Raw genomic sequence first — 21,362 nt, 5'->3', positions numbered from 1 at the left:
ATCTGATTTTTATGCCTTAAATTAGAACAGTGATTGAATTAAAGACATACAATCATATCTCGTGTTATATCTTTTAATGATGTTGCTCCACACATTTTCATTGTATCTTCCAATTCACTAACTAATTTCTTTAAATATATTTCAATACCCTTGTCTTTTCCACCATATAAAGCTGTCACAAATGGTCTAGCAATCATCACAGCATCAGCACCTAAAGCCAGTGCTTTAAAAATATCCACACCACTGCGAATACCTCCGTCAACAAAAACTTTCATATCTTTTCCAACAGCATCAACAATATCACCTAAAACTTCTGCTGTTGACAATGTCTGATCTAAAACTCTCCCACCATGATTAGAAACAACAATAGCACTTGCTCCTGCCTCTCTAGCTTTTACTGCGCCTTTTACCGTCATAATTCCTTTAACAATAAATGGTGCATCACACAAGGATATTATGTCTTTTAATTGTGATACGGTTTTGCTTCCTGCAGGTGGATTCATATTTTTTAAAAATGGTAAACCTGCTGCATCAATATCCATTGCAACAGCAATAGGATATGCTTCTTGAATATAAGTGAGTTTTTCTTGAATCGTGTCTTTATTCCAAGGTTTAATTGTTGGAATCCCTTTACCATGCACTTTTTTGATAGCTTGACAGGCACCAATCATAACTTGAGGATCAAGTCCATCACCTGTAAAAGCAGCAATTCCTAACTGAGCACAAGCTGACACCATGATTTCATTATATGTAATATCATCATATTGTTTACCATAATGAGTTTGAACCGCACCAACTGGACCTACAAAAATCGGATAACGAAATGTCTGATCAAAAATATGAAGGGTAAGATCCGGTTCCTTGTTTTCAACAATTGTATCCATTTGCACTCTTATTTTTTTCCACTGATCATAATTTCTAATCGCAACATCTCCTACACCTTTAGCTCCTGGACCGGGAATACAATGACGACAGGCTTTTCCATTACATTCCGGACACGCTTTACAATATGGTCCTATACACTCTCTTGCATTTTTCAAAACATCTGCATATGTTTTCATATTCTCACTCCTTAATCATTTGATTTGATGAAAAATGTTCTTGTTCTACAGATTTAGAATAATGTATCTTATGTTCTAAATTCTTTTGATACTTTAAACGGAAATAACATGAATAAAGAATATCAAATAATAATGATACAGAATGTTCCGAAGTATAATTGGCAATTTTTGAAAACAGTTTTTCTCTCGTTGACATATAAAGAACAACTTCTCCATCATGACTTAATGTATTCTCCCCTAGACTCGTTATAACAATGATAGGTATATTTTTCTGCTTAATCAAACGAGAAGCACTTAATAATGTCTGATTTTCACCTGAGTATGAAATAATAATTGCACAATCATTTTTATTCATCATATCTACTTGATAATTGTCTTCACCCGGACAACTTTGTACAATAACATGCTTATGAACTCTTGACATTTTTTGTTGAAAAACAGTTGCCAATGATATATATGAACTAAAACTAAATATATAGATATGTTGTGATTGATTAATTATTTTTACAGCTTTTTGCAAACTATCATGATGTAATAGGGAAATTGTATCATTCATAGCTTCCTGAATAACTTGATAAACACTTCCTACAACCCCCATCATCGTTTCATCTTCTGTAAAAGGTATATTAGCATCAATATGATCAAAATGAGAATCAAGATATTCCTGCTCTTTGATTAATTGTTCTTTCAATTGACTATAGCCTTGAAAGCCTAATTTGTGGGCTAATCGAATCAAAGCCGAAGATGAACAATATACCTTTTTAGCAATATCTCTCGTTGATAATTTGTGAAGTAAAGATTGATGACTAAGAAGATAATCAACAATATCCTGTTCTACTCTTGTCAAAGTTATACTTGTCATTTTATCCTTTAATAACATGTTATCACCCTCTATATCATAACATTTTTCAGGATTAAAAATATAGACTATCCTTATTATATTCTACATTTCTATTTAAAAAAGAAGAAAACAAGTATAAATAAACTCCATGAAGTGAGTAAGAAATATTTAAAATAATCTCGATTTTGTAAAAGACAAGATATTATTTTTATAAAGCCATATATAAGTGTAAATGGTGTAAAGATAAAAAGCATATTTATACAATCATTAATGAAAGAATTTGTTTGTATAGATGCAAATAGAAAAACAGCAACAGGCAAAAGGATAAAAAACCATATCATTTTATATGTTAGAAATGCATCATCACTCTTTTTATGATAAAGTTCTAAAATAATCTGTTCTGATTTTTCTAGTAGTTCGTCTTGTTCTATATGTTCACCTAAAATCAGTTCTTCAACACGTATATCTAAGCAATCACATAAAGAAGATAAAACTGTCCCTTTGGGAAATGACAGATTCGTTTCCCATTTTTTGACTAATTATTCTTTTACACCTAATTGTTCTGCCAACTCTTTTCGAGTCATTTCTTTTTTCTTTCTACATCTTATTATAAAACTTCCTATATTGTGTGTATCCATAACTTTCCCTCCTACTTTTATAGTAGCATTTCTTTATGGAAAAAGTATGACTTTATAGGAATATGCAATAAATATTTTGATATAAATGAATTAAATTTCTGTATAAAGCATATTTTTAAATTATCTATTCTTTTTACAAAGTAACATAAAAAATTCTTTGTAGCTTCCAATACTGGTTGTTTTTCTTTATTTTTATCGTATAAATTTGATCAACATTTAATTTTGTGAATTAAAATTAACAAAAAAAGCCTTGATTTTATCAAGGTCAATGGAGTCAACTTAGTATATTAGACTAGGTGACTCTTTTTTTATTTCTGTAATTCTTGTGGTATGACTATATGTACTCTTTATTATTATGCAAAAAAAGCGCATAAAGCCCCTGTTGATTTTTTTCGTTTTTTAAAATTTTATCCCATTAAATTTATGATACAATATAATTGTATTCTTAACTACGGGGATATTGTCATAAGCACTGATTTGTATCGTCTGACTTTTGGATTGTTTCTTCCATCAAGTCTGAAGCGATAGCTTGGTGGTGAAATCATGACTCGTCCCCATCGTTGGTAGTGCCTGTTTGGGCGAACAGGCACTTTTATTTTGTCTAGCATCTTCTCTATCTGTTCTATCTTCTTTTTTAGCTGTCTTTTTTTACCATTGATCATTGAAAGCAGAATGTTGACATCATGTATGACTTCATGTAGCTGTGCTATGTTGACAACATACTGTCTATTTGACTCTTTCATTTCAAGTGAACGGTTCAACTCTTTTCTCATGATTCCTGCAATATTATGAAACAGTACCTTTGCATATATATCATTTCGTGCAACATCACCATCACTGCTTATATGCCTTTCTATCTCCTGGCCTGTTTTGAGTGTCTTGTATGAAACTTCGATATCCCATCTATATGTATATAGCTCAATGATTTCCTGAGCAGAGAATTCCTCTCCTAGGTTGGTAAAGAAAATAAGCTCTTTCTGACACGCCTCTCCATGATTGTTGATATATTCAATTCTTCTTTTAATGACCCTGATTTTCATGACTGGATTATTTTCTCTCAATTCCATGGCTTCAGGTGAAAATCGGAATCTCCTTCTCCATTTTTCATCAATTTCCACCTCAATCCATTCATCATCAGATTTCATGAGCGCAACCTGCTTCTTATAGAAATTGCTTTTTCCTCTGATGATATAATGATAATCAATACACTCAAGGTGGGATATGATTTCGGCTGATCCATAATATCTGTCAGCAAGATAAATGACATCCTTTCCCTTGAATATACTTTGACTTCGATAGAGATGAGAAAACGCAAGAGGCAATTCTGAATATGGTGCAGGCCTGAGTGAAAAATCTATAAACAGACCATTAAGGACATCATAGAGTCCTCCGGCCTTGGACTGGACTTTTTTGACATCGAACATGTCAATGATATGTTGATTCTCCACAAAATGAAAATCATAGATATTATAGACATTGTATGGGATTTCCATATAGGTCCCATCTTCTGCAATCAGGAAATATCCTCTATATTTTTTAGGGAGCGACGATGTATAATAGATGGCTGAAAATCGATTGATGAGATATGAAAAAACATTTGGATTCAGCTTTCTAATGGCCTTGTTGAGAGCCTGCTTGCTTATTCTCTTCTCAAATCGATCTATGGAAGAATAAAAATGAGAGAGTTCAGCATTGGTTGTGGTTCTGTTTCTGAAGATGAAGTAATAGATGAGCGAATAGAAATTCATATTTCTATTTCTGGTAAAGTCCTGTGTTCTCTTGCGACAGAGTCTGTTTGTGATATCAGAATGAATGATAGCATTAAACTCACTGAAGATAGCAGCCAGCTGAGAAGACTTAACTACATTATTCATCATCATAGACAAGACGAGGCTTTTTCTTGGCGAAAGCAGCCTTCAGAAAAGGAACGGATTCCTCATCAACCTGCCCAAAGTTGATAAGGACACGATGTTTAGGAACGCCAGAAGAATCACGATAGGATTCAACGAGTGCGCAAAAACAGGTGTTTTTCTTACCCTTATTATTTTTGATAACTCTAACGAACATAGAAGCACCTTCTTTCTTAACTACATTATACAATAAAAGTAAAGGAAATAAGATAATAAATAGATAATTATACTTAACTACAAGTAAAAAAGACACTCTTTTATTTCCAAAAAAATAAAAAAGAGCCAACTTACTAAGTTGACTCCATTGCCCTGATTATATGGGCTTTTTTTCTTTCTATTCACCAACATAAGGTAAAACACTTATTTATCGTTTTGTCAGGAATAAAATCGTTAAAATAAATCGAAAAAATATATTTTTTAGGGCAATTTTTATTTATCGTATACAATTGTTAATTAAGTTTAAAGAATCTTTCACGTATAAATCACGCATAAACTCATGTTTTATAGGCTATTTTCACGTAAAATCAACCAAACATGGCCTTGTTTTTTGATGTGCTAAACAGATGGTATTTTACTGATATAAATTTCTACTAATATTCATTAACTTAAAACAGCTTTAATCTTTCGATTAAGTTTCTCTATTAATAGAGGGTCAATCTCACTAAGAAATTCTTTTAATTCTCGTTGAGATTTTGCTCTTATTTCTTTCAACATTTTTGAATCTGCTATTTTTCTTTGTGCTTCACTTGCAGGATAGCCACCTCCAAAAGGTTCAGAAAATAAAGCTTTTAGTGTCATTTCTAAGTTTTCCTCACCTATGTATGTATACTGTTCACCTAGTGGTAAAGATATAGCATTACCATTATTTATTTGAGCAAACAAATAAGCATCTTTAGGTGTTGGTGCATAACCACACAATACGCCAGGCATACTATTACAAGCAAGCATCATACCTTGACCAGAAGAACACCCAGTAACAACGAAGTCAACGACATTCTCATCAATTAACATGCCTATTAAAATTGATATTTCTATATATGAATATTTTTCTTCGTCATCTAAAAAACATCCAAAGTTAATAACATCAGCATCTTTTGCATATTTTTTAGTATAACTATATAGCATATTATTTTTAGATATCTGTGAACTTGCTTGTACAACTGCTATCTTCATTATCTTTACCCCCCCTTTTGATTTTTTCTTTATCATTTTTTCTATGAATTTTATATAAATCATCAAGTGTTTATTTTCAAATGCTATTTTTTAATTAGATAGTATCCTCCCGTTTTGTTTGAGCCTTTATGTTCAACATATTTAGTTAGATTTCTTTTTATCGAGTTTCTAACTTTATCTGCTGTAATAGATGGATCAACTTCGTAAAGTATATTCACTATCTCTGGGACCTTAATTCCTGGATGTTGTTTAATCGCTTTTAAAATCTCTAGACCTATATCATTTATTTGGTCATTTATTTGATCATTTATTTGGTCACCTAAATAATTCACATTTGGTAATGTTACAATAAAGAAATTATCTGTTACTTTAAATTCAGGTTTCACATCATAATCTTTATAACTATACATCGTTCTAGGTATACCTGTCCCAAAGTTTTCAATCATTCCTAATTTATCAAAAATATGAACCAATCTAGGGTTACGATATGTCTGTACACCATTCATAATATCATCTAATGAGGCATCAAATATTCCTCCTGGACTTGTAATTTTTACTTTGTCTGGGAAAAACTCAATTTTAATATTCGAGCGAATAAAGTAATCTGCATGACATACTGCATTCATCACCATTTCACGAATAGCTACACCTGGATATGATTTTGTGTCAATTCTCTTAAAAGTATTTCCATCAATGACAACTTTTAAATCGTTAAGTCTTTCCGCTTGTTCTTCAACATTCTTAAGAATTGTAACTAAAGATCCGGAAAAACTTCTCATGCTACTTTTGCTCCAGAAAGAGGCAGAAGTGCCTTAGATGCTGTAGAATTAATGAGTATTGGCTGTAACTATTTAAGAGAACACGTCATCGATAAAGTGAGAATTTATTATACTACAAACAGTGGTGATTTTTCACCAAATATTGTGCCAGATAAAGTAAGTACCTGGTATATCATACGCGCCCCACAAATAGAAGATGTTAAAGAAGTTGCTAGACATGTTGAGCTTGTTGCACAGGGAGCTACTTTGATGAGTGAAACAACAGTTTCTGTTGAACATGGTTATGGAACATGCGAGCTTAAGGAAAACCATGCTTTTGCTGATTTGTTTTAATCAAAATTTATTGGAAGCAAAATGTCTTCAATACACAAAAGCAGAACTCAATTTTGCTAAAGAATTACAAAACACAATAGATAAAAATGTTTTAGAACGTACACAAGCTTCCTACCAACAAAATCAAATTCTTTTTATAAATGTAGCTAATAGAAACGCTTGGAAAGAAAATCCTGTTTATGCTTCATCTGATTCAGGAGATGTGAGTTATATCATGCCAACTGGTTTATTTAATACTGTTTGCTGGCCTATTATTATTGCTCCTCATACTTGGCAGGCAACAGCCTGTGCGGGATCAACTATCGGTGAAAAAGGTGCTTTATATGCTGCACATATTTTAGCTGGCAGTGCCTATGATCTTTTTACAAAACCAGAGGTTTTCAAAAAGATTCAAGCTGAATTTGTTCAACATAATAAGACAACATATAAACCTATGTTACCTAAATAATATACTTTTCATTACTTTTTACCAAAAAAGCTGTAATGCTTATATAGTTTCATTACAGCTTTTTTATTATATATATTTTTTTACATCAATGATATCATCAATAATAGCATTAGCTTGACTTTGATCAAGTGAAAATCTTTTATCTTTGATAGCAACAACATCAATACCAGCATTGACCGCTGCCTGAATACCTGGGGAGGAATCTTCAATAATAAGAGTTTCTTCTTTACGTGCATGTAACTTTTCTATCGTATAAAGATATATCTCAGGATGAGGTTTGCTTTCTTGAAAAGCCATACCACTTGTTATTAAGTCAAAATAATCAAAAATTCCTGATGATATCAAAGCTTTATCAATTAATTGTTTACTTGATGATGAAGCAAGAGCTATTTGATAATGATTTGTTTTTAAATAATCTAACAGGGAAAGTACATGAGGATTTAAAATTGCTTGATAATTTCTATCAATAGATTGATAATAATTATCTAGAATTTCTAAAAACTCATCTTTTGGTGTTTTGTTTTGCCACCAACTGTAGACAATATCGTCAAATAAACGACTATCAACACCTATTACTTTTTTACAATCATCAATGGTTAAATGAATATCATACATTTGAAAGAAATCCATCAACTCTTGCATATAAGTTACTTCACTATCAAATATCACTCCATCCATATCAAATATAATTGTCTTTTTTTTAATCATCTTCATCATAATTTACAAAATTTTCTGTTTTAGCAGATGCTATTTTCTTAAATTCTTTAAGTAAGGGATGTTGATAAACACTCTTCAACGAATTTGATATTTCAAAAGATAAAATTTGAACAAACGGTAAATAAACAAGCGATGATAACTCTTCTATAACTTGTTCACTTAAAGAAAGAACGTGTTCATCTTGATATGTGTTGCTAATCATAAAACAATGATCAGTAACCTTTTTTGTTGCCAGATAAACTTGTTGAACACGTTTACTTGCTTTATCATTTCCATCGAAGAAAATAACTGTATAACTTGGTGTCAACTGTAAATTGGGACCATGAATGTATTCTTCTATTTCATAACAGTGACTAGGTACATGAATCGTTTCACCTATTTTTAATGCTCCTTCTAAAGCTGTTCCATAATTTGCTCCTGCTCCACATACATAGCATTGATGCATAGAAGAAAATGATTTGAAATGATTTTGAATAAACTGCTTACTTTTTTCGATCATTTCCTGATTAAGCTTTACCACTTTTTCTAATTCTGCTATATATTTTTCTTTTTTTGTATATTCAATAGCAAACAAGCATAAATATAAAGCAAGTGTTGTTACTCCTTTAGTAACATAGCCAACAAGTTCTTCTCCCACTCCATATTCTATGGTTAAATCAGCGTAATCTTTCACATCACTATTTTTATTTCCAGTTAAACATACTGTATAATAGTTTAAACTTTTAGCTTTTTTTAAAGCTTCAATGGCATTCGTTGATAAACCACTTTGACTAATGACAATGATTAAATCGTTTCCATTAAAATGATGTTCATAATATGTAAATGTATAGGGAGTTAAAATACGAACAGAAATATCTAAACACTTTAATAAAAACGCTCTAGCGACATAACAAGCATTATAACTAGATCCTGATGCTACAAGAATTAGTTGTGTTATCGCCTTATCTTGAATATAATCAAATAATGGTTTTAATAAATCTTCTCTATGTTGGATATTATATTGAAGAACACTTGGTGTTTCTTCAATATAATCCATCATTGTTAATTTATTGAGCTTTTCCATATTAATAATCTAAACGACGATAATATCTACGAATTTCCATTGGATGACAGTTAATATTTTCAATATGAACATCTATACGATTATTGACAGCATGCATAACCAAATGAGAGATCATTCCCCTAAATTCTGGACTAATTCCTTCTAGCTTGTAATCAGCACAGTCAATAACTGTGTAATTTGCACAAATTTTTGGAATAAAGTCAACAACTCTTTTTGATAAAGGTCTTTGAGCATCTTCACCAACATAAATTGTAACAGGTGTATCTCTTTCAACGACTTCTAACATTCCATGGAAAAATTCTGGTGCAGTAATAGATTTTGTTTTGATCCAATGTTGTTCTTCCCAATAACACATAGCATAAGAATATGTTGCACCCCATTGGTTTCCAGCACCAATAAAATAATGTAAATCATCATCATGATGCTTTTTAGCATATTCTAATGCAAATTCATCACTTTCTTTTTCAACATCGACTAAAACTTGTGCTAAACGTTCATCTAATTCTTGATATAATCGATCATACCAGTCTATTTCACCTGCATTATGCATAAATCTATCAGCAACCATAAAGAATTTTAATTGTTCATTAGCAACATAGGCAATTTCATAATCAACCATTTTTGCTAATTCTGTTGTATCAACATCAATAAATCCTAATACTTTAGCTCCAGCTTCTTGAACTTTTTTAACAGCTTGTACCATTTCAATAGTACTTCCTGTTACAGAAGAAACAACAACAACCGTTCCTTTACCAATACGTTTATTTCCTGTTGTTAAATATTCTGCTGCGTTTTCTACAAATACTTCAATATTTGTATATTCTTTCATATGTACACAGGCTTGCATACTACTAGCCCATGTACCACCAATACCTAACCAACAAATATTTTTATAATCTTTTGATAATTCATCTACAATTTCATTAATTTGACTTCTTAAAGCTAATGCTCCATTTACGCTATCAATTTTTTCTTGTTCATTAAATTTAATCATTTGTCTTTTCTCCTATCCTAAAATTCCAAAAAATGCTCCTACAAGTCCTATAACTGCACACATTAATAATAAAGTTGTTGTTTTCATATTTTTCTTTTTCAATAAATAGTAAATAAAGAATGTAAATAATAATGGTAATAATCCAGGCATAATATTATTACAAATATCACCAATTGTTGTAGCAGCATCACCACTTCCTATAGTAAATGGTATATTAATAGCAACATTTTCGGCTGTCATACCACCTATAACTGCTAATCCTAATACCGAAGCAGCATAAGTGATTTGTGACATTAAACCACTTTCCTGTATTTTTGTTAAAAATGAAGATCCTAGTTTATATCCGGCATGCATAAAATAATATCTTAACCCTTGAGCTGGAATATTGAAAACAAGCAAGAATAGAATTGGTCCTAAAATATTTCCCTGATTGGCAAGTGAAATACCAATACCTGTTGCTATAATTCTTAATGTTCCCCAAATAAATGAATCACCTATCCCTGCTAATGGACCCATTAAAGAAATTTTAATATTATTGATACTTTCAGTATCAAAATCCGGATTATTTGCATTACTTTCTTCCATTGAAGCAGTAATTCCTAAAATCAAAGTTGCTAAATGTGGTGTTGTATTAAAGAACTCTAAATGTCTTTTTAAAGCTGTCGCTCTATCCACTTTTGAAGGATATAATTTTTCAATAATTGGAATTAAAGCATGTGCAAATGACATATTCATTTGTCTTTCATAGTTCCAGCTCCATTCCAATCCAAAAGAACGCCAGAATACTTTGTTTAAATCTTTTTTTGTTATTTGATTAGAAGTCGTCATCTTCATCTACCTCACTTCCTGCATATGCCATTTGTGGCTGACCTTTTAATTGTGTTAAAACAATTGCAATAATTGCTCCAAAGATTGCAATACCTGTTACTGGAATATTTAAGTAAACCGATAAAACATATCCTAACATGAAGAATGGTGCTACTTCTTTGTTCATAATCATTTGCATTAATAATCCAAACCCAATTGCAGGTAATAATCCCATTGCGATTTGTAAACCATTTTGTATCCATTCAGGAATTACTGCTAATAATGCTTGTACTGCTGGTGATCCTACATAAAATGAAATAGCAACAACAACCCCAATAATTAAGTTAACACCAAAGAATCCACCTAGATAATGCATTCTTGATACACCTTTTAAATCTCCTTTTTGTGCATATTCATCTGCTTTATGTACAAATACTGGTAAAATAAATACCATTCCCAAGTTTTTAAAAACTAAAACTAATGAAGCAATAGGAATTGCTAATGTTAATGCTGTTTCAGCTCCTGATCCTGTACTGATCGCAAATGCTGTTCCTAAAACTGTTCCTGAAATCATTTCTGGTGGAATTGATGCACCAATTGAAAACGCTCCCATAAATGCTAATTCTAATGTTGCTCCTAAAGCAACTCCTGTGGGAATATCTCCCATCACAATACCTGTTAATGCTCCCATAACTAATGGTCTTGACAAACAACTTGTCCCAAATAAATATTCTGCATTACCAAGCATTGAAATTAATCCTAATAATATTGCCTGTAGCATATATATTTCCTCCCTTTAAAGTACTTTTTGTGCTAATACTTTTGTATCATTAGGTACCATTCTGATTTCTACTTCTGTACCTTCTGATATTAATTCTTTTAATAAATCTTCTTCTTCAGTTGTAATATTGACTGCTTTAGAAATATTTCTTGTATTTTCTTTAGCTTTTGTTCCACCTAAAGTGATGCTGTTAATAGATGTTTCTTTGACAAAGCGATAAGCATCTTTAATACTTTCTACGACAACAAATAATTTATATTTATCTGTTACACCACTATTAATTGCTTTAATACCGTCATCAACTGTTTTAATAACCAATTTAATTCCTTGTGGTTTTGCCATTTTAATAGACATTTTTCTAATATCATCTTTCATAACATCATCACATGCAATTAAAATACAATCTGCTCCTAATGCACTCGTCCAAGAAAATGCAACCTGTCCATGTAATAAACGATGATCTACTCTTAAATTTTTTATCATAATTTTCTCTCCTTAAAATTCTTCTTCTTCAATATCTTGATTTAATGACACTTTATTTTTTAGGGTGATACCGTCTTTTGCACTATTCATAACTTGATTTAAATCTAAATTTCCGGAATTATTAGCTAAAACAAGTTCTAATATCAAATTCAGGTTCATTCCTGAAAGAACATCTACATGCCCATAGATACACGTCTGCACTAAAGCATTGTAAACACTTCCTCCTTTAATATCACATACTAAAATGTAGTGATTATTATCATTTTGAAATCTTTCTTTTAATGTTTGCGCATAATCATTAGGATTTTCCCCAGGGTATAGGCTGTATGTTTCAATGCCTTTTGCTAAATCACCAACAATCATACTAATTGAATTCAACATTCCTTTTGAAAGCTCTCCATGTGATGCTAAAATAATTTTTGCCATATGTATCACTCCCTTCACTTATTATCTAGCAAAAATTGTGCCAAAATTGATATTCGCTTGAAAAATTTTATTTTTTTGGACACTTATTACCAAGCAAAAAGCATGCCAAAATTGACATACTTTTATTGTAAATTTTTTTATTTTAGTTGCTAAAGCGAAGGAATCAAATCTAAAGAGAAAATGTAAAAGTCAATTAAACAGGAATTGATTGAAAGATTAAAATCAACTTTCTCTTGTTTAAAATGGAATTTAACTTTTCACTTTAGACATTATTTTATGTTTAAACAATATTGTGTTAAACATTAGTTGAAATGTTACTGATTTATAATAATAAACTAAGTTCACCACTGTTTGTAAGAGTATTGGAATTGATGAAATCTAAAAAGCATTGGTTATGATGAATTCATTTTTTCAACCTTGCTTTTAATCTTTTATCTCTTTCTCTTAAAAGCTGTTCTAATTGTTTTTGATTATCTATTCTTATTTGTTCTCTTTTTCACTAAATCTTGTCTGTAGCCTTCAATTTGTTTAGTTTCATAAAATATATTACAGTACTTAATTTTTACTATTTTTGTCAGTACATTATCGAATATTTGTATTTCTGTTCCTTTATAAATTTGTTTTATAAAATTTTCTTTATCTAGTATTTGATAATAATGATTATGCCAAGAAATCATATTACTATTATGAATACTAGTATCTCTAATGCAAAGAAAACTTGATAAATCTATATCATCTATTAGAACAAAAGCAGTATCTTCTTTAGATTTATAGGCATATTTTTGATTAATATAATTGCAATAGTGATTATTGAAAAATATATAAAATTATTACAATGAAGAAAGAATAAAGAAAAACTAAAAGGCTTAACACTTTTACAAGCAAGAATTCAAGCCTTATCATAGATATTCAATTTTAGTCCTAATTTTTTTGTGGCCAGTTCAATAGCATGTGATTTTATGTTTCTTTTCCTTTGGATACTCAACTGACTAAAGTCATAAATTCACACTGCGTTTGAATTTTACAATCAAAAAGACAGTTATTTGATAAACTGTCTTATCTCTTATTAATCAAATTATCCATCATTTTTTACATATTCATAAATGTATTCGATTTCTTCTACAGGAATTTCTACATTATAGAATTTTTCTACATCTTTCATTGCTGATTTTAAAGCATGTATAAAATCTTGATGATTTCTTTCAAAGTCTATATCCGCAAAAGATGTAATGGCCTGTCTTGTGACAAGTCTTTCTACAAGACAGCAAATATGAACATACAAACCAAAACATGTTTGATTTTTAAATCTTTTATGAAGTCTTTTTTGCAATTCTTCTATTCCTTTAGAAACATGTTCTAATAATTTATTAGGATTGAGAATTGTTAAATTATTCATCACGTTAGATAATGAAAAGTTTTTTAAAACATTTTTTTCAAACAGATTCATTTGTTCATATGACAAGTAATTTTTAAATACTTTTTCAATCACATTATGACTATCATTTAATATCAAATCTTCAATAGCAATAAATGGTATATCCTGAATATGTGGATTAAGTGTCCCCAAAATACAAATAATCTTATACGATGATAACGCATCATCAGTCACTTGTTGTTTAATAAGTGAAGCATAATCATATGTTAAAACCTTTAATGTCACATTTGCTGGTAATGATTCTAAAATTATTTCTTTAAGTTTATTCGCTGTTCCCATTCCGCTTGCACAACTGCATAATATAATAGGTTCTTTTTTATGATTAAGCTCAATATGAATATTATACTGATCTTCTTTTTTTATATCATCAAATATTTCTGGTATTTCTCTTTTTTGAACGATCCCTTGTCCTATCGTTAAAGCAAGTTTTGTATTAACGTTATTAATAAGTGCAATATCTATATTTTTATATTCGATACCTTGCTATATTTCTTCTAAAGAGCCCATATCTACTAATAAATATAATCTTCTGGCTTCTTTTAAATATGATAGAAATTCATTAATTTTTTTAACAATTTGAATACTGTCTATTTCTAAAGGCATATCAATAGCATCAAAAATATAATTATCTAATAATCTGTTTGCTGAATCTGCAATAGAACTGGCAGTTGAATAACCATGAGCTAAAATAATCGCAACCGTTAAATCATTAGCATCATGTTTTGTATATTTCGCAATACATATCATTATGACACATTGGACTAATGAATCAAAACTGTTATTTACATTATCTTTTAAATATCCATATATTTCTGTTGAAATGATATATTCTTGATGAAATTTTAGCTTTAAAAATTGCTGTAATTGTTCAATTTCATTTTCATGTTGAACAGTCCAGTTCACGATATGATGAACATTATTATTATATTCTAATAAGTATGAACATATTGCTACTAATTCATTATGGGAAATATGAAATCCATAATGTGCTGTCGCAATATCAAACACTTTATTAACTGTATCTAATAAATATTTCTTCTGACTAATATCTTTTTTATTAAAAATTATTTTTTCAAAATAATCATCCAACTCTTTTCTTGCTTCATTATAAAAATGATCATTTCCTGTTAGAATTATGAATTTTTCATATAATTGAATAATATGTGTTTTCTTATTGACCGGTGTAATGGCCGCTAAAGGAATGACCTGATGATTTTGCATGACAATATGATTAACATCTAAGCTTTTGACCACATTTTCAGGTAAATCATAAACACGTATTTCTAATTTATCTTTGTTATTATTAAATAAAGCACTGACACAGCTTGCTTGTATAACATTGCTTAATTCACCAATGTTACCCACAAATTCATGATTTAATAAAATTTGATAGACATTTGTAGATATTAATATTTCTTTATGTATTCGCTTTTCTTCCTTTTTATAAAGATGATAGATAAGTTGTAACTTTTCATTAACACCTCTTTGACTTAAAGAGGGAATTGTTAAAATAACAGGTATTCTTCTACGTAATGTTTTAAGTAAAGAAACTTCTGGATCTTCGGTAGTCGCAAAAATAATACGACATTTGGCTTTATACCATTTATCATTATCACCAACCAAATGATAAATGCCCTGATCCATATACAAAAACAACTTTTCCTGACATTCAGAATTTAAACAGTGAACTTCATCTAAAAATAAAATACCACCATTAGCATAATGTAACAAGCCATAATTATCTTTATCAGCCCCAGTAAAAGCGCCTTTTTTATATCCAAAAAGATTGGCTGTTAACAATTCTGGATTATTCGCATATTCCGAACAGTTGACTTGGACAAATTTCGCTGTTTTATCTATTAATCCTTTATTTAGGCAATATTCATAAGTCAGTTTGGCCATAAATGACTTTCCTGTTCCAGTTGGTCCATAAAGCAAAATGGTTAAACCATCAGGTGGATAAGAAACAGTAGCTTTGACTTTTTCTACTATAGGATTCATACTTTCATCACTACCAATGAGTTTTTCAAAATCATGAAGTGTTTCATCACTATAAATAAAGTTAGATAACTGTTCAAATGAACTATATTCATCTTTTAATTTTATCTGATATTTATCTTCTAAAACTTTTCTATCTAAAAAAACTATAGGTCTTGTATTTATTTTGATAACATCTTTAGATTCAAATAAATCATTGACAATTTTTGCTATTTGATTTCTATTAACTTTCAATTCTTGCGAAATCTTAATACTTTGACATAAATCATAGTCTTCTTGTTTTGTCCATTCTTGGATTATATTCTTTATTTTACTTTTCATGATTGACCTCCTCGTTTTTATCTTAATTCACAAATCTTGAATATGTCAAGTCATTTTTTTTGTTAAATTTTGGCACAATTTTTGCTAATATATTAGTGAAAGGAGATAGCTAAAATGAAACAAAAATTTAATTTTCAACAAACTTTAAAACAAACTTTTAAATTAAATCAGACAATGATTCATGCTTTGGACTTTTTAAAAATTGATAATAATGAACTTTCTCAACTGATTAATAATGCTTTACAAACTAATCCTTTTTTAGAAACACATAGCTTTTATAGTCAAGCAGACGATAAATTTATAGAAAATATTTCTTCTCCTTCATCATTATCAGATGACTTATATAAACAATTATTCACTATCTCCTTTTTTTATGATAAACAAATTATGTCATTTTTAATTGATTCTTTAAATGATAAAGGCTTTTTAAGTTACAGTGAAAAAGAATATTTAGATGTTTTAAAAATTTCTAAAAAAGATTTTTATTATCACTTAAATATTTTACAGTCATTAGAACCAATAGGTGTTGGTGCCTTTGATATTATTGATTCTATCTGTATTCAATTAAAAGCGCTTCATAAAAACAAAACTTATCAATTACTCAAAAAATATAAAAATACAATACTATCTTATAACTATCAAAAAATACAGGATACTACACATCTCTCCAAAGATGAAATCAATCAGTTATTTGATGATATTCGTTTATGTAACCCCTATCCTTGCAGTGAATATGATTTTGATAATAGCAGTTATATAACTCCAGATATAGAAATACATGTTGAAGATCAACAAATTATGATTGAACCTATTAATCAGCCAAATGTTGTTATTAATAATGATTTATATGATGCTGTAAGAGATAATGATAAAATGAAAGAGTATTTTAAAGAAGCCACTTTCATTGTCGAAAATCTAACAAAACGTAATCAAACTTTATTGATGATCGCTAATGAATTAGTGAAAATACAACAGGGATATTTTCTATACAATGATGAATTGCAACCTTGTACTTTAAGTGATCTTGCTCAATTATGCGGATATCATGAATCAACAATTTCTAGAACAGTTAACCAAAAGTATTATATGTTTAATAATGAGGTTTATCCTTTAAAAAATTTACTTGTTTCTAAAACGAATAGTGGTGACAGTAGTGATGCTATTAAAAAAGCAATTATTGATATTGTCAACAATGAAGATAAAAAGAAACCCTTATCTGATGAAAATATTGTTGAACAATTACAAAAATTCGATTTATACTGTTCTAGACGCGTTATTTCTAAATATCGTCAACAATTGAACATACCATCTTCATCAAAAAGAAAAAGAAAATAAAAGATAGAAAATGATTCATACTCTGGTTTTCTATCTTCTTTTCATTAAATATTAAATCTGTCATGATTGTGACATCTTTTGTAAATCACTCATATGTTTGTAAACACCATTATTATTTATAAGTTCTTGAGGTTTTCCTTCTTCCACAATTTATCCACCTTTTAAAACAATAACATGATCAGCACTGGCAATCGTCCTCATTCTATGCGCAATAACAATCACAGTCTTGTTTCTAATTAATTTGGATAAAGCTTTTTGCACATACGTTTCACTTTCAACATCCAATGATGCTGTTGCTTCATCCATTAAAACAATAGGTGCATCTTTTAATATCGCTCTAGCAATTGAGATTCTTTGTCTTTGCCCTCCTGATAATTTAGCACCATTTTCACTATAATCGTATCATAACCATCACTCAATTCTTTAACAAACTCATCACAATAAGCAAATTTTGCTGCCTGTAAAACTTCTTTGTCTGTTGCATCTTTTCTTCCTATTCTTATATTCTCCATAATGCTAGAATTAAATAAAAGAACATCTTGGAAAACAATGGCATATTTGGAAAGTAATATTTCTGGATTAATTGTTTGAATATTGATTCCACCTACAGTAATTTCACCTTGGTCAATATCCCAAAACCTAGCAGCTAATTTGGCACAGGTTGATTTTCCTCCACCACTTTCTCCAACAAAAGCCACAGGTTGATTTTCTTTGATTTTAAAACTGACATTTTTTAATACTTCTTCTTCACTATTAGGATAATGAAAACATACATTTTTAAATTCAATGTCATATGATGAAGTTTTTTCATTTCCATAAGTAAAAGGTAATTGCTCAGTAATAGACTGTATTTTATTTAAAGCATCTTGTGCTAACATCGTGTTTTCACTGGCAAACATGATTTTGGTTGCAGTTACTGCGAGAATTGGTGTAAAAATTACATAGAAAATAAAATCAGATAAAGGAGCTATGACATTTGTACCATTAACTATCATAATCATCACTAAACCAATGAGAAAAATGAATATACTATTAATAAATAATGTCATAGTTGTCATTGGAATACGCATTTTATTAGTATATCCTATCGTAAACTTTTCATAATCTTTAATTGTTTTATGAAAACGATGAAAAGAATAAACTGTTTGCCCAAAGGTTTTAACAACCGGTATACCTCTAATATACTCAACAGCTTCATTGCTCATATTTTCTAAAGCATCCTGATAGGATGTCATTGATTCATTTAAATCAAGTCCAATCATTTTAAACATTTGACTAAAGGCTAATAATAATGGAATTAATGATGCTACAGCAAATTTCCAGTCAAAGACAAATAATAAAACAAGAACTGAAAAAATTGTTACAATTAATTGCACCATATCAGGTAATTGATGTGCTAAAAAAGTTTCTGTTGTACCAGCAGCTTCATCAATAATCTTTCTTACTTTTCCACTACCTCTGTTTCTAAATATCCCATTGGTAATTGAAAAACATGATGCATTGCTTTTTTTCGCATATTACTGGCAATTCTAAATGCTGATAAATGCGAACATAGTAATGCTACAACATATAATAAAATACCGATAACCGCTCCTGTAAAAGCAATCCAGCCATACGATACAATGTGTGTTGCTAACGATATATTTGGAAATACTTTTATAATCTCATCTACGATTTTAAATATATAAATGAATGGAACAAGTATAAAAATTGTACTGATAGCTAAAAAAAGCAACGATAATATTGTTAAATATTTATGTTTTCCAACATATTCAAATAACGATGATAATACTTTCATAAAAAGCCTCCCTCTAATTAACTTATACTAACTTAAGAAGATTTTAATGATTTCTATGTGTATTTTCTACTCCATTATAATAAAAACAATCCATTATAATATTTATATTTTTATGATTTTTCCGATAATTCAAAGGCTTTTCATTTGTAAATTGATAAAATGCAGCAGCAAATTTACTTTTTGTATCTACCAATAACTGACAGGCCATACCTGATTTAGAAGCAACTGCTTCCTGATATCCAATCGTTGTTTCCAATACTTTCATGTCATTATTTGTAAATAACTGTTTCATTTTTTCTATAAATGCATGATATAGAGGTCTTTTGCCTCTAGGAATCATATTGAATAGCACATAGATCTTATAGAAACATTCAAAGTCATTCATAAGATTTTCTAGCTCTTTCATTGTCTGAATAAATCCTGCCAATTCAAATCTTCCAATCTTTAATGGTATGATGACTTCATCACTTGCATATAAAGTATTTAACGTGATCGTATTGAACGTTGGTGCATTATCAATCACTACATAATCAAAATTCTTTCTGATACTTCTTAAAGCTTTCTTCAAACGATTATGTTGAAGTTTATTTGTAGTTTTAATTAACTGATCTGTATTGATAAGTCTTGTTTCAGTTGATGGAACAATGTACAAATTATCAATACCCGTTACATAGACAGCTTCCATGATGTCACATTCACCTAATAAAACATCATTGATATCTTTTTCATATTCACCTTCACCTAAAGCTTTTTCTAACCAAACTAATGGATCTTCATTAATTACTTCCATCTGTACCAGTTTTAACAAATCTACTTTATTGACCTCATTCATAAAATAACTTGTGGCATTGCCTTGCGCATCACCATCAATCAATAGTACTTTTTTACCTTTTCTGCTAAGTCCTACTGCTAAATTGATACTTGTCTGCGTTTTACCTACGCCACCTTTTTGATTAATTACACTTATAACTTTCATTCTGTTTTTCCTTAATCCAGTCATTACTGGAACCTTTCTGCTTCTATTTTCTTTAAATCGCCATCACTAAACAAAGGTACAAATCTACAAGGTAAATTTACCTTCTAAATCATTCCTACCAAGAATTCCTTATTCCAATGTTCTTTTAAAACATCAATAACCTGGGTAAAATTCTTGTTTTCTTCATGGATCATCTTGTCTGCTTCATCACACCAGGCTGCATTTAATGCTTCAATTTCTTCTAAATCGCAAAGATTGCCTAGCATCATTTCTTCAACAAACTGCTCTAAAACATCATTGACCTTTCTGATCATTCGATTTCGTTTGAACTTGTACCTTCTCATGCTTTCACAGTCTTCTTCACTGACTGTAATTCTTGAAATGATTTTGACGATTAAATCACTATTTTTAATAGCCATAACAACTTCAGCTACAGCTTTCTTAAGACGTTTTGTTAATTCTTGAATCGTTTTATAAACAAAGATTCTGTCTTCTACTGCTTTAACTTCTACTAGTTCAGTTACTTCATTACCTTCTTTATCTAATACTGGATCACCTTTCTTACCTTTAAGAACAGCACCATCAGCATCTTTCTTACATAATCTTCCAGTACTTGGATTGTAGTAATAATCTCGATTATATTTCATTACTTTGTTAGTTGGTCTTTTTAAGACATAGCGGGTAAAACAGATAATCTCTGCATAATAGCCATGACCTTCAGTTGTTGTTTTAAATACATAAAGATCTCGTAAAAATCTTTTATCGATTTGAATCATGACACTTCTTACATATTCTGCTTCTCTTTGTTTCATTTCATAAGGAATCATGATTTTTAAATAATAACCATGAATGTTACGATAGTTGCTTTCCTTATCAAACTTTCTTAAATGCTTTTTCTTATATCTCATCAACTTATTGATGTCTTCTTCCCATGTCTTTGAATTTGATGTAAATTCTTGTTTTTCCTTGGTAAAGTTCCTGATGCTTTCTTCATCATTAAAGGTCTGGAACCTTAAAAATACATTGCTACTGATCATCTTTCTCT

At 29.8% G+C, this 21,362-nt stretch carries 21 protein-coding genes and 2 pseudogenes; 3 read left to right on the top strand and 20 right to left on the bottom strand.

The annotated features are described in order from the left end of the window. Positions 1–38 precede the first annotated feature (38 nt). From ACGHJ8_RS01650 to ACGHJ8_RS01625, 6 genes are all read right to left on the bottom strand, one after another. Positions 39–1,061, bottom strand: coding sequence for an alpha-hydroxy-acid oxidizing protein (locus tag ACGHJ8_RS01650; RefSeq protein ID WP_390541324.1), 1,023 nt, complete (start codon positions 1,059–1,061; stop codon positions 39–41). Between the two features lie 4 nt (positions 1,062–1,065). Beyond that, entirely contained in the window at positions 1,066–1,941 is an 876-nt protein-coding gene (locus tag ACGHJ8_RS01645; protein ID WP_390541322.1) for a MurR/RpiR family transcriptional regulator, read from the bottom strand. A gap of 1,048 nt (positions 1,942–2,989) precedes the next feature. Then, positions 2,990–4,414, bottom strand: a complete 1,425-nt coding sequence (locus ACGHJ8_RS01640) for an IS4 family transposase (protein WP_390541320.1) — start codon at positions 4,412–4,414, stop codon at positions 2,990–2,992. Next, a complete protein-coding gene (locus ACGHJ8_RS01635) occupies positions 4,407–4,607 on the bottom strand; it encodes a 2-C-methyl-D-erythritol 4-phosphate cytidylyltransferase (protein ID WP_129739639.1) in 201 nt (66 codons plus the stop codon). Before ACGHJ8_RS01635 ends, ACGHJ8_RS01640 begins: the two co-directional genes overlap by 8 nt. A 443-nt stretch (positions 4,608–5,050) precedes the next feature. Beyond that, positions 5,051–5,623 (bottom strand): RpiB/LacA/LacB family sugar-phosphate isomerase, encoded by a 573-nt coding sequence (locus tag ACGHJ8_RS01630; protein ID WP_191340666.1) that lies wholly within the window; start codon positions 5,621–5,623, stop codon positions 5,051–5,053. An 83-nt stretch (positions 5,624–5,706) separates the two neighbouring features. Continuing rightward, positions 5,707–6,402, bottom strand: a complete 696-nt coding sequence (locus ACGHJ8_RS01625) for an ATP-binding protein (protein WP_191340667.1) — start codon at positions 6,400–6,402, stop codon at positions 5,707–5,709. Positions 6,403–6,447: 45 nt separating this feature from the next. Between ACGHJ8_RS01625 and ACGHJ8_RS01620 the strand changes: the two are divergent. After that, positions 6,448–6,735, top strand: a pseudogene (locus ACGHJ8_RS01620) (peptidase dimerization domain-containing protein); the annotation flags it as partial. Continuing rightward, positions 6,686–7,183, top strand: coding sequence for a hypothetical protein (locus ACGHJ8_RS01615; RefSeq protein WP_390541317.1), 498 nt, complete (start codon positions 6,686–6,688; stop codon positions 7,181–7,183). The pseudogene ACGHJ8_RS01620 and the gene ACGHJ8_RS01615, both read left to right, overlap by 50 nt. A 66-nt stretch (positions 7,184–7,249) precedes the next feature. On the opposite strand, the gene ACGHJ8_RS01610 is transcribed toward ACGHJ8_RS01615, so the two are convergent. The 9 genes from ACGHJ8_RS01610 to ACGHJ8_RS01570 all read right to left on the bottom strand — a co-directional run bounded on the left by ACGHJ8_RS01610 (position 7,250) and on the right by ACGHJ8_RS01570 (position 16,208). Next, positions 7,250–7,897, bottom strand: a complete 648-nt coding sequence (locus ACGHJ8_RS01610) for an HAD family hydrolase (RefSeq protein ID WP_390541315.1) — start codon at positions 7,895–7,897, stop codon at positions 7,250–7,252. Further along, positions 7,884–8,963 carry an SIS domain-containing protein gene (locus ACGHJ8_RS01605; RefSeq protein ID WP_191340670.1) on the bottom strand — a complete coding sequence of 360 codons (1,080 nt, stop codon included), beginning with the start codon at positions 8,961–8,963 and terminating at the stop codon, positions 7,884–7,886. Before ACGHJ8_RS01605 ends, ACGHJ8_RS01610 begins: the two co-directional genes overlap by 14 nt. A 1-nt stretch (position 8,964) precedes the next feature. Continuing rightward, a complete protein-coding gene (locus tag ACGHJ8_RS01600) occupies positions 8,965–9,957 on the bottom strand; it encodes an SIS domain-containing protein (protein ID WP_191340671.1) in 993 nt (330 codons plus the stop codon). A gap of 12 nt (positions 9,958–9,969) precedes the next feature. Next, complete coding sequence (locus tag ACGHJ8_RS01595; RefSeq protein WP_224762502.1) at positions 9,970–10,791, bottom strand: PTS system mannose/fructose/sorbose family transporter subunit IID; 822 nt, start codon at positions 10,789–10,791, stop codon at positions 9,970–9,972. After that, a complete protein-coding gene (locus ACGHJ8_RS01590) occupies positions 10,772–11,545 on the bottom strand; it encodes a PTS sugar transporter subunit IIC (protein ID WP_191340672.1) in 774 nt (257 codons plus the stop codon). Before ACGHJ8_RS01590 ends, ACGHJ8_RS01595 begins: the two co-directional genes overlap by 20 nt. Positions 11,546–11,560: 15 nt before the next feature. Next, positions 11,561–12,028, bottom strand: a complete 468-nt coding sequence (locus ACGHJ8_RS01585; RefSeq protein ID WP_191340673.1) for a PTS sugar transporter subunit IIB — start codon at positions 12,026–12,028, stop codon at positions 11,561–11,563. 12 nt (positions 12,029–12,040) lie between these two features. Then, positions 12,041–12,454 (bottom strand): PTS sugar transporter subunit IIA, encoded by a 414-nt coding sequence (locus tag ACGHJ8_RS01580; RefSeq protein ID WP_191340674.1) that lies wholly within the window; start codon positions 12,452–12,454, stop codon positions 12,041–12,043. A gap of 1,075 nt (positions 12,455–13,529) precedes the next feature. Continuing rightward, positions 13,530–14,168 (bottom strand): PRD domain-containing protein, encoded by a 639-nt coding sequence (locus ACGHJ8_RS01575; RefSeq protein ID WP_390541310.1) that lies wholly within the window; start codon positions 14,166–14,168, stop codon positions 13,530–13,532. A gap of 204 nt (positions 14,169–14,372) precedes the next feature. Beyond that, positions 14,373–16,208 (bottom strand): sigma 54-interacting transcriptional regulator, encoded by a 1,836-nt coding sequence (locus ACGHJ8_RS01570; RefSeq protein WP_390541308.1) that lies wholly within the window; start codon positions 16,206–16,208, stop codon positions 14,373–14,375. A gap of 114 nt (positions 16,209–16,322) precedes the next feature. On the opposite strand from ACGHJ8_RS01570, the gene rpoN reads away from it, so the two are divergent. Further along, entirely contained in the window at positions 16,323–17,543 is a 1,221-nt protein-coding gene (gene rpoN, locus ACGHJ8_RS01565; protein ID WP_191340676.1) for an RNA polymerase factor sigma-54, read from the top strand. A gap of 150 nt (positions 17,544–17,693) precedes the next feature. Here the strand turns inward: rpoN and ACGHJ8_RS01560 are convergent, their stop codons facing one another. The 5 genes and pseudogenes from ACGHJ8_RS01560 to ACGHJ8_RS01540 all read right to left on the bottom strand — a co-directional run bounded on the left by ACGHJ8_RS01560 (position 17,694) and on the right by ACGHJ8_RS01540 (position 21,354). Continuing rightward, positions 17,694–17,849, bottom strand: coding sequence for a hypothetical protein (locus ACGHJ8_RS01560; RefSeq protein ID WP_390541306.1), 156 nt, complete (start codon positions 17,847–17,849; stop codon positions 17,694–17,696). A gap of 188 nt (positions 17,850–18,037) precedes the next feature. Continuing rightward, positions 18,038–18,976, bottom strand: a pseudogene (locus ACGHJ8_RS01555) (ATP-binding cassette domain-containing protein); the annotation flags it as partial. Positions 18,977–18,984: 8 nt separating this feature from the next. Next, a complete protein-coding gene (locus tag ACGHJ8_RS01550; RefSeq protein WP_191340677.1) occupies positions 18,985–19,341 on the bottom strand; it encodes an ABC transporter ATP-binding protein in 357 nt (118 codons plus the stop codon). A 43-nt stretch (positions 19,342–19,384) separates the two neighbouring features. Further along, on the bottom strand, positions 19,385–20,317 hold the full coding sequence (locus tag ACGHJ8_RS01545) for an AAA family ATPase (RefSeq protein WP_191340678.1): 933 nt from the start codon (positions 20,315–20,317) through the stop codon (positions 19,385–19,387). A gap of 104 nt (positions 20,318–20,421) precedes the next feature. Continuing rightward, entirely contained in the window at positions 20,422–21,354 is a 933-nt protein-coding gene (locus ACGHJ8_RS01540; RefSeq protein ID WP_191340679.1) for a hypothetical protein, read from the bottom strand. Positions 21,355–21,362: the final 8 nt, after the last annotated feature.

The organism is Massiliimicrobium timonense (genome assembly GCF_042850985.1).
Taxonomy (GTDB): domain Bacteria; phylum Bacillota_I; class Bacilli_A; order Erysipelotrichales; family Coprobacillaceae; genus Allocoprobacillus.
This window is presented reverse-complemented; position numbering and strand designations above follow the sequence as displayed.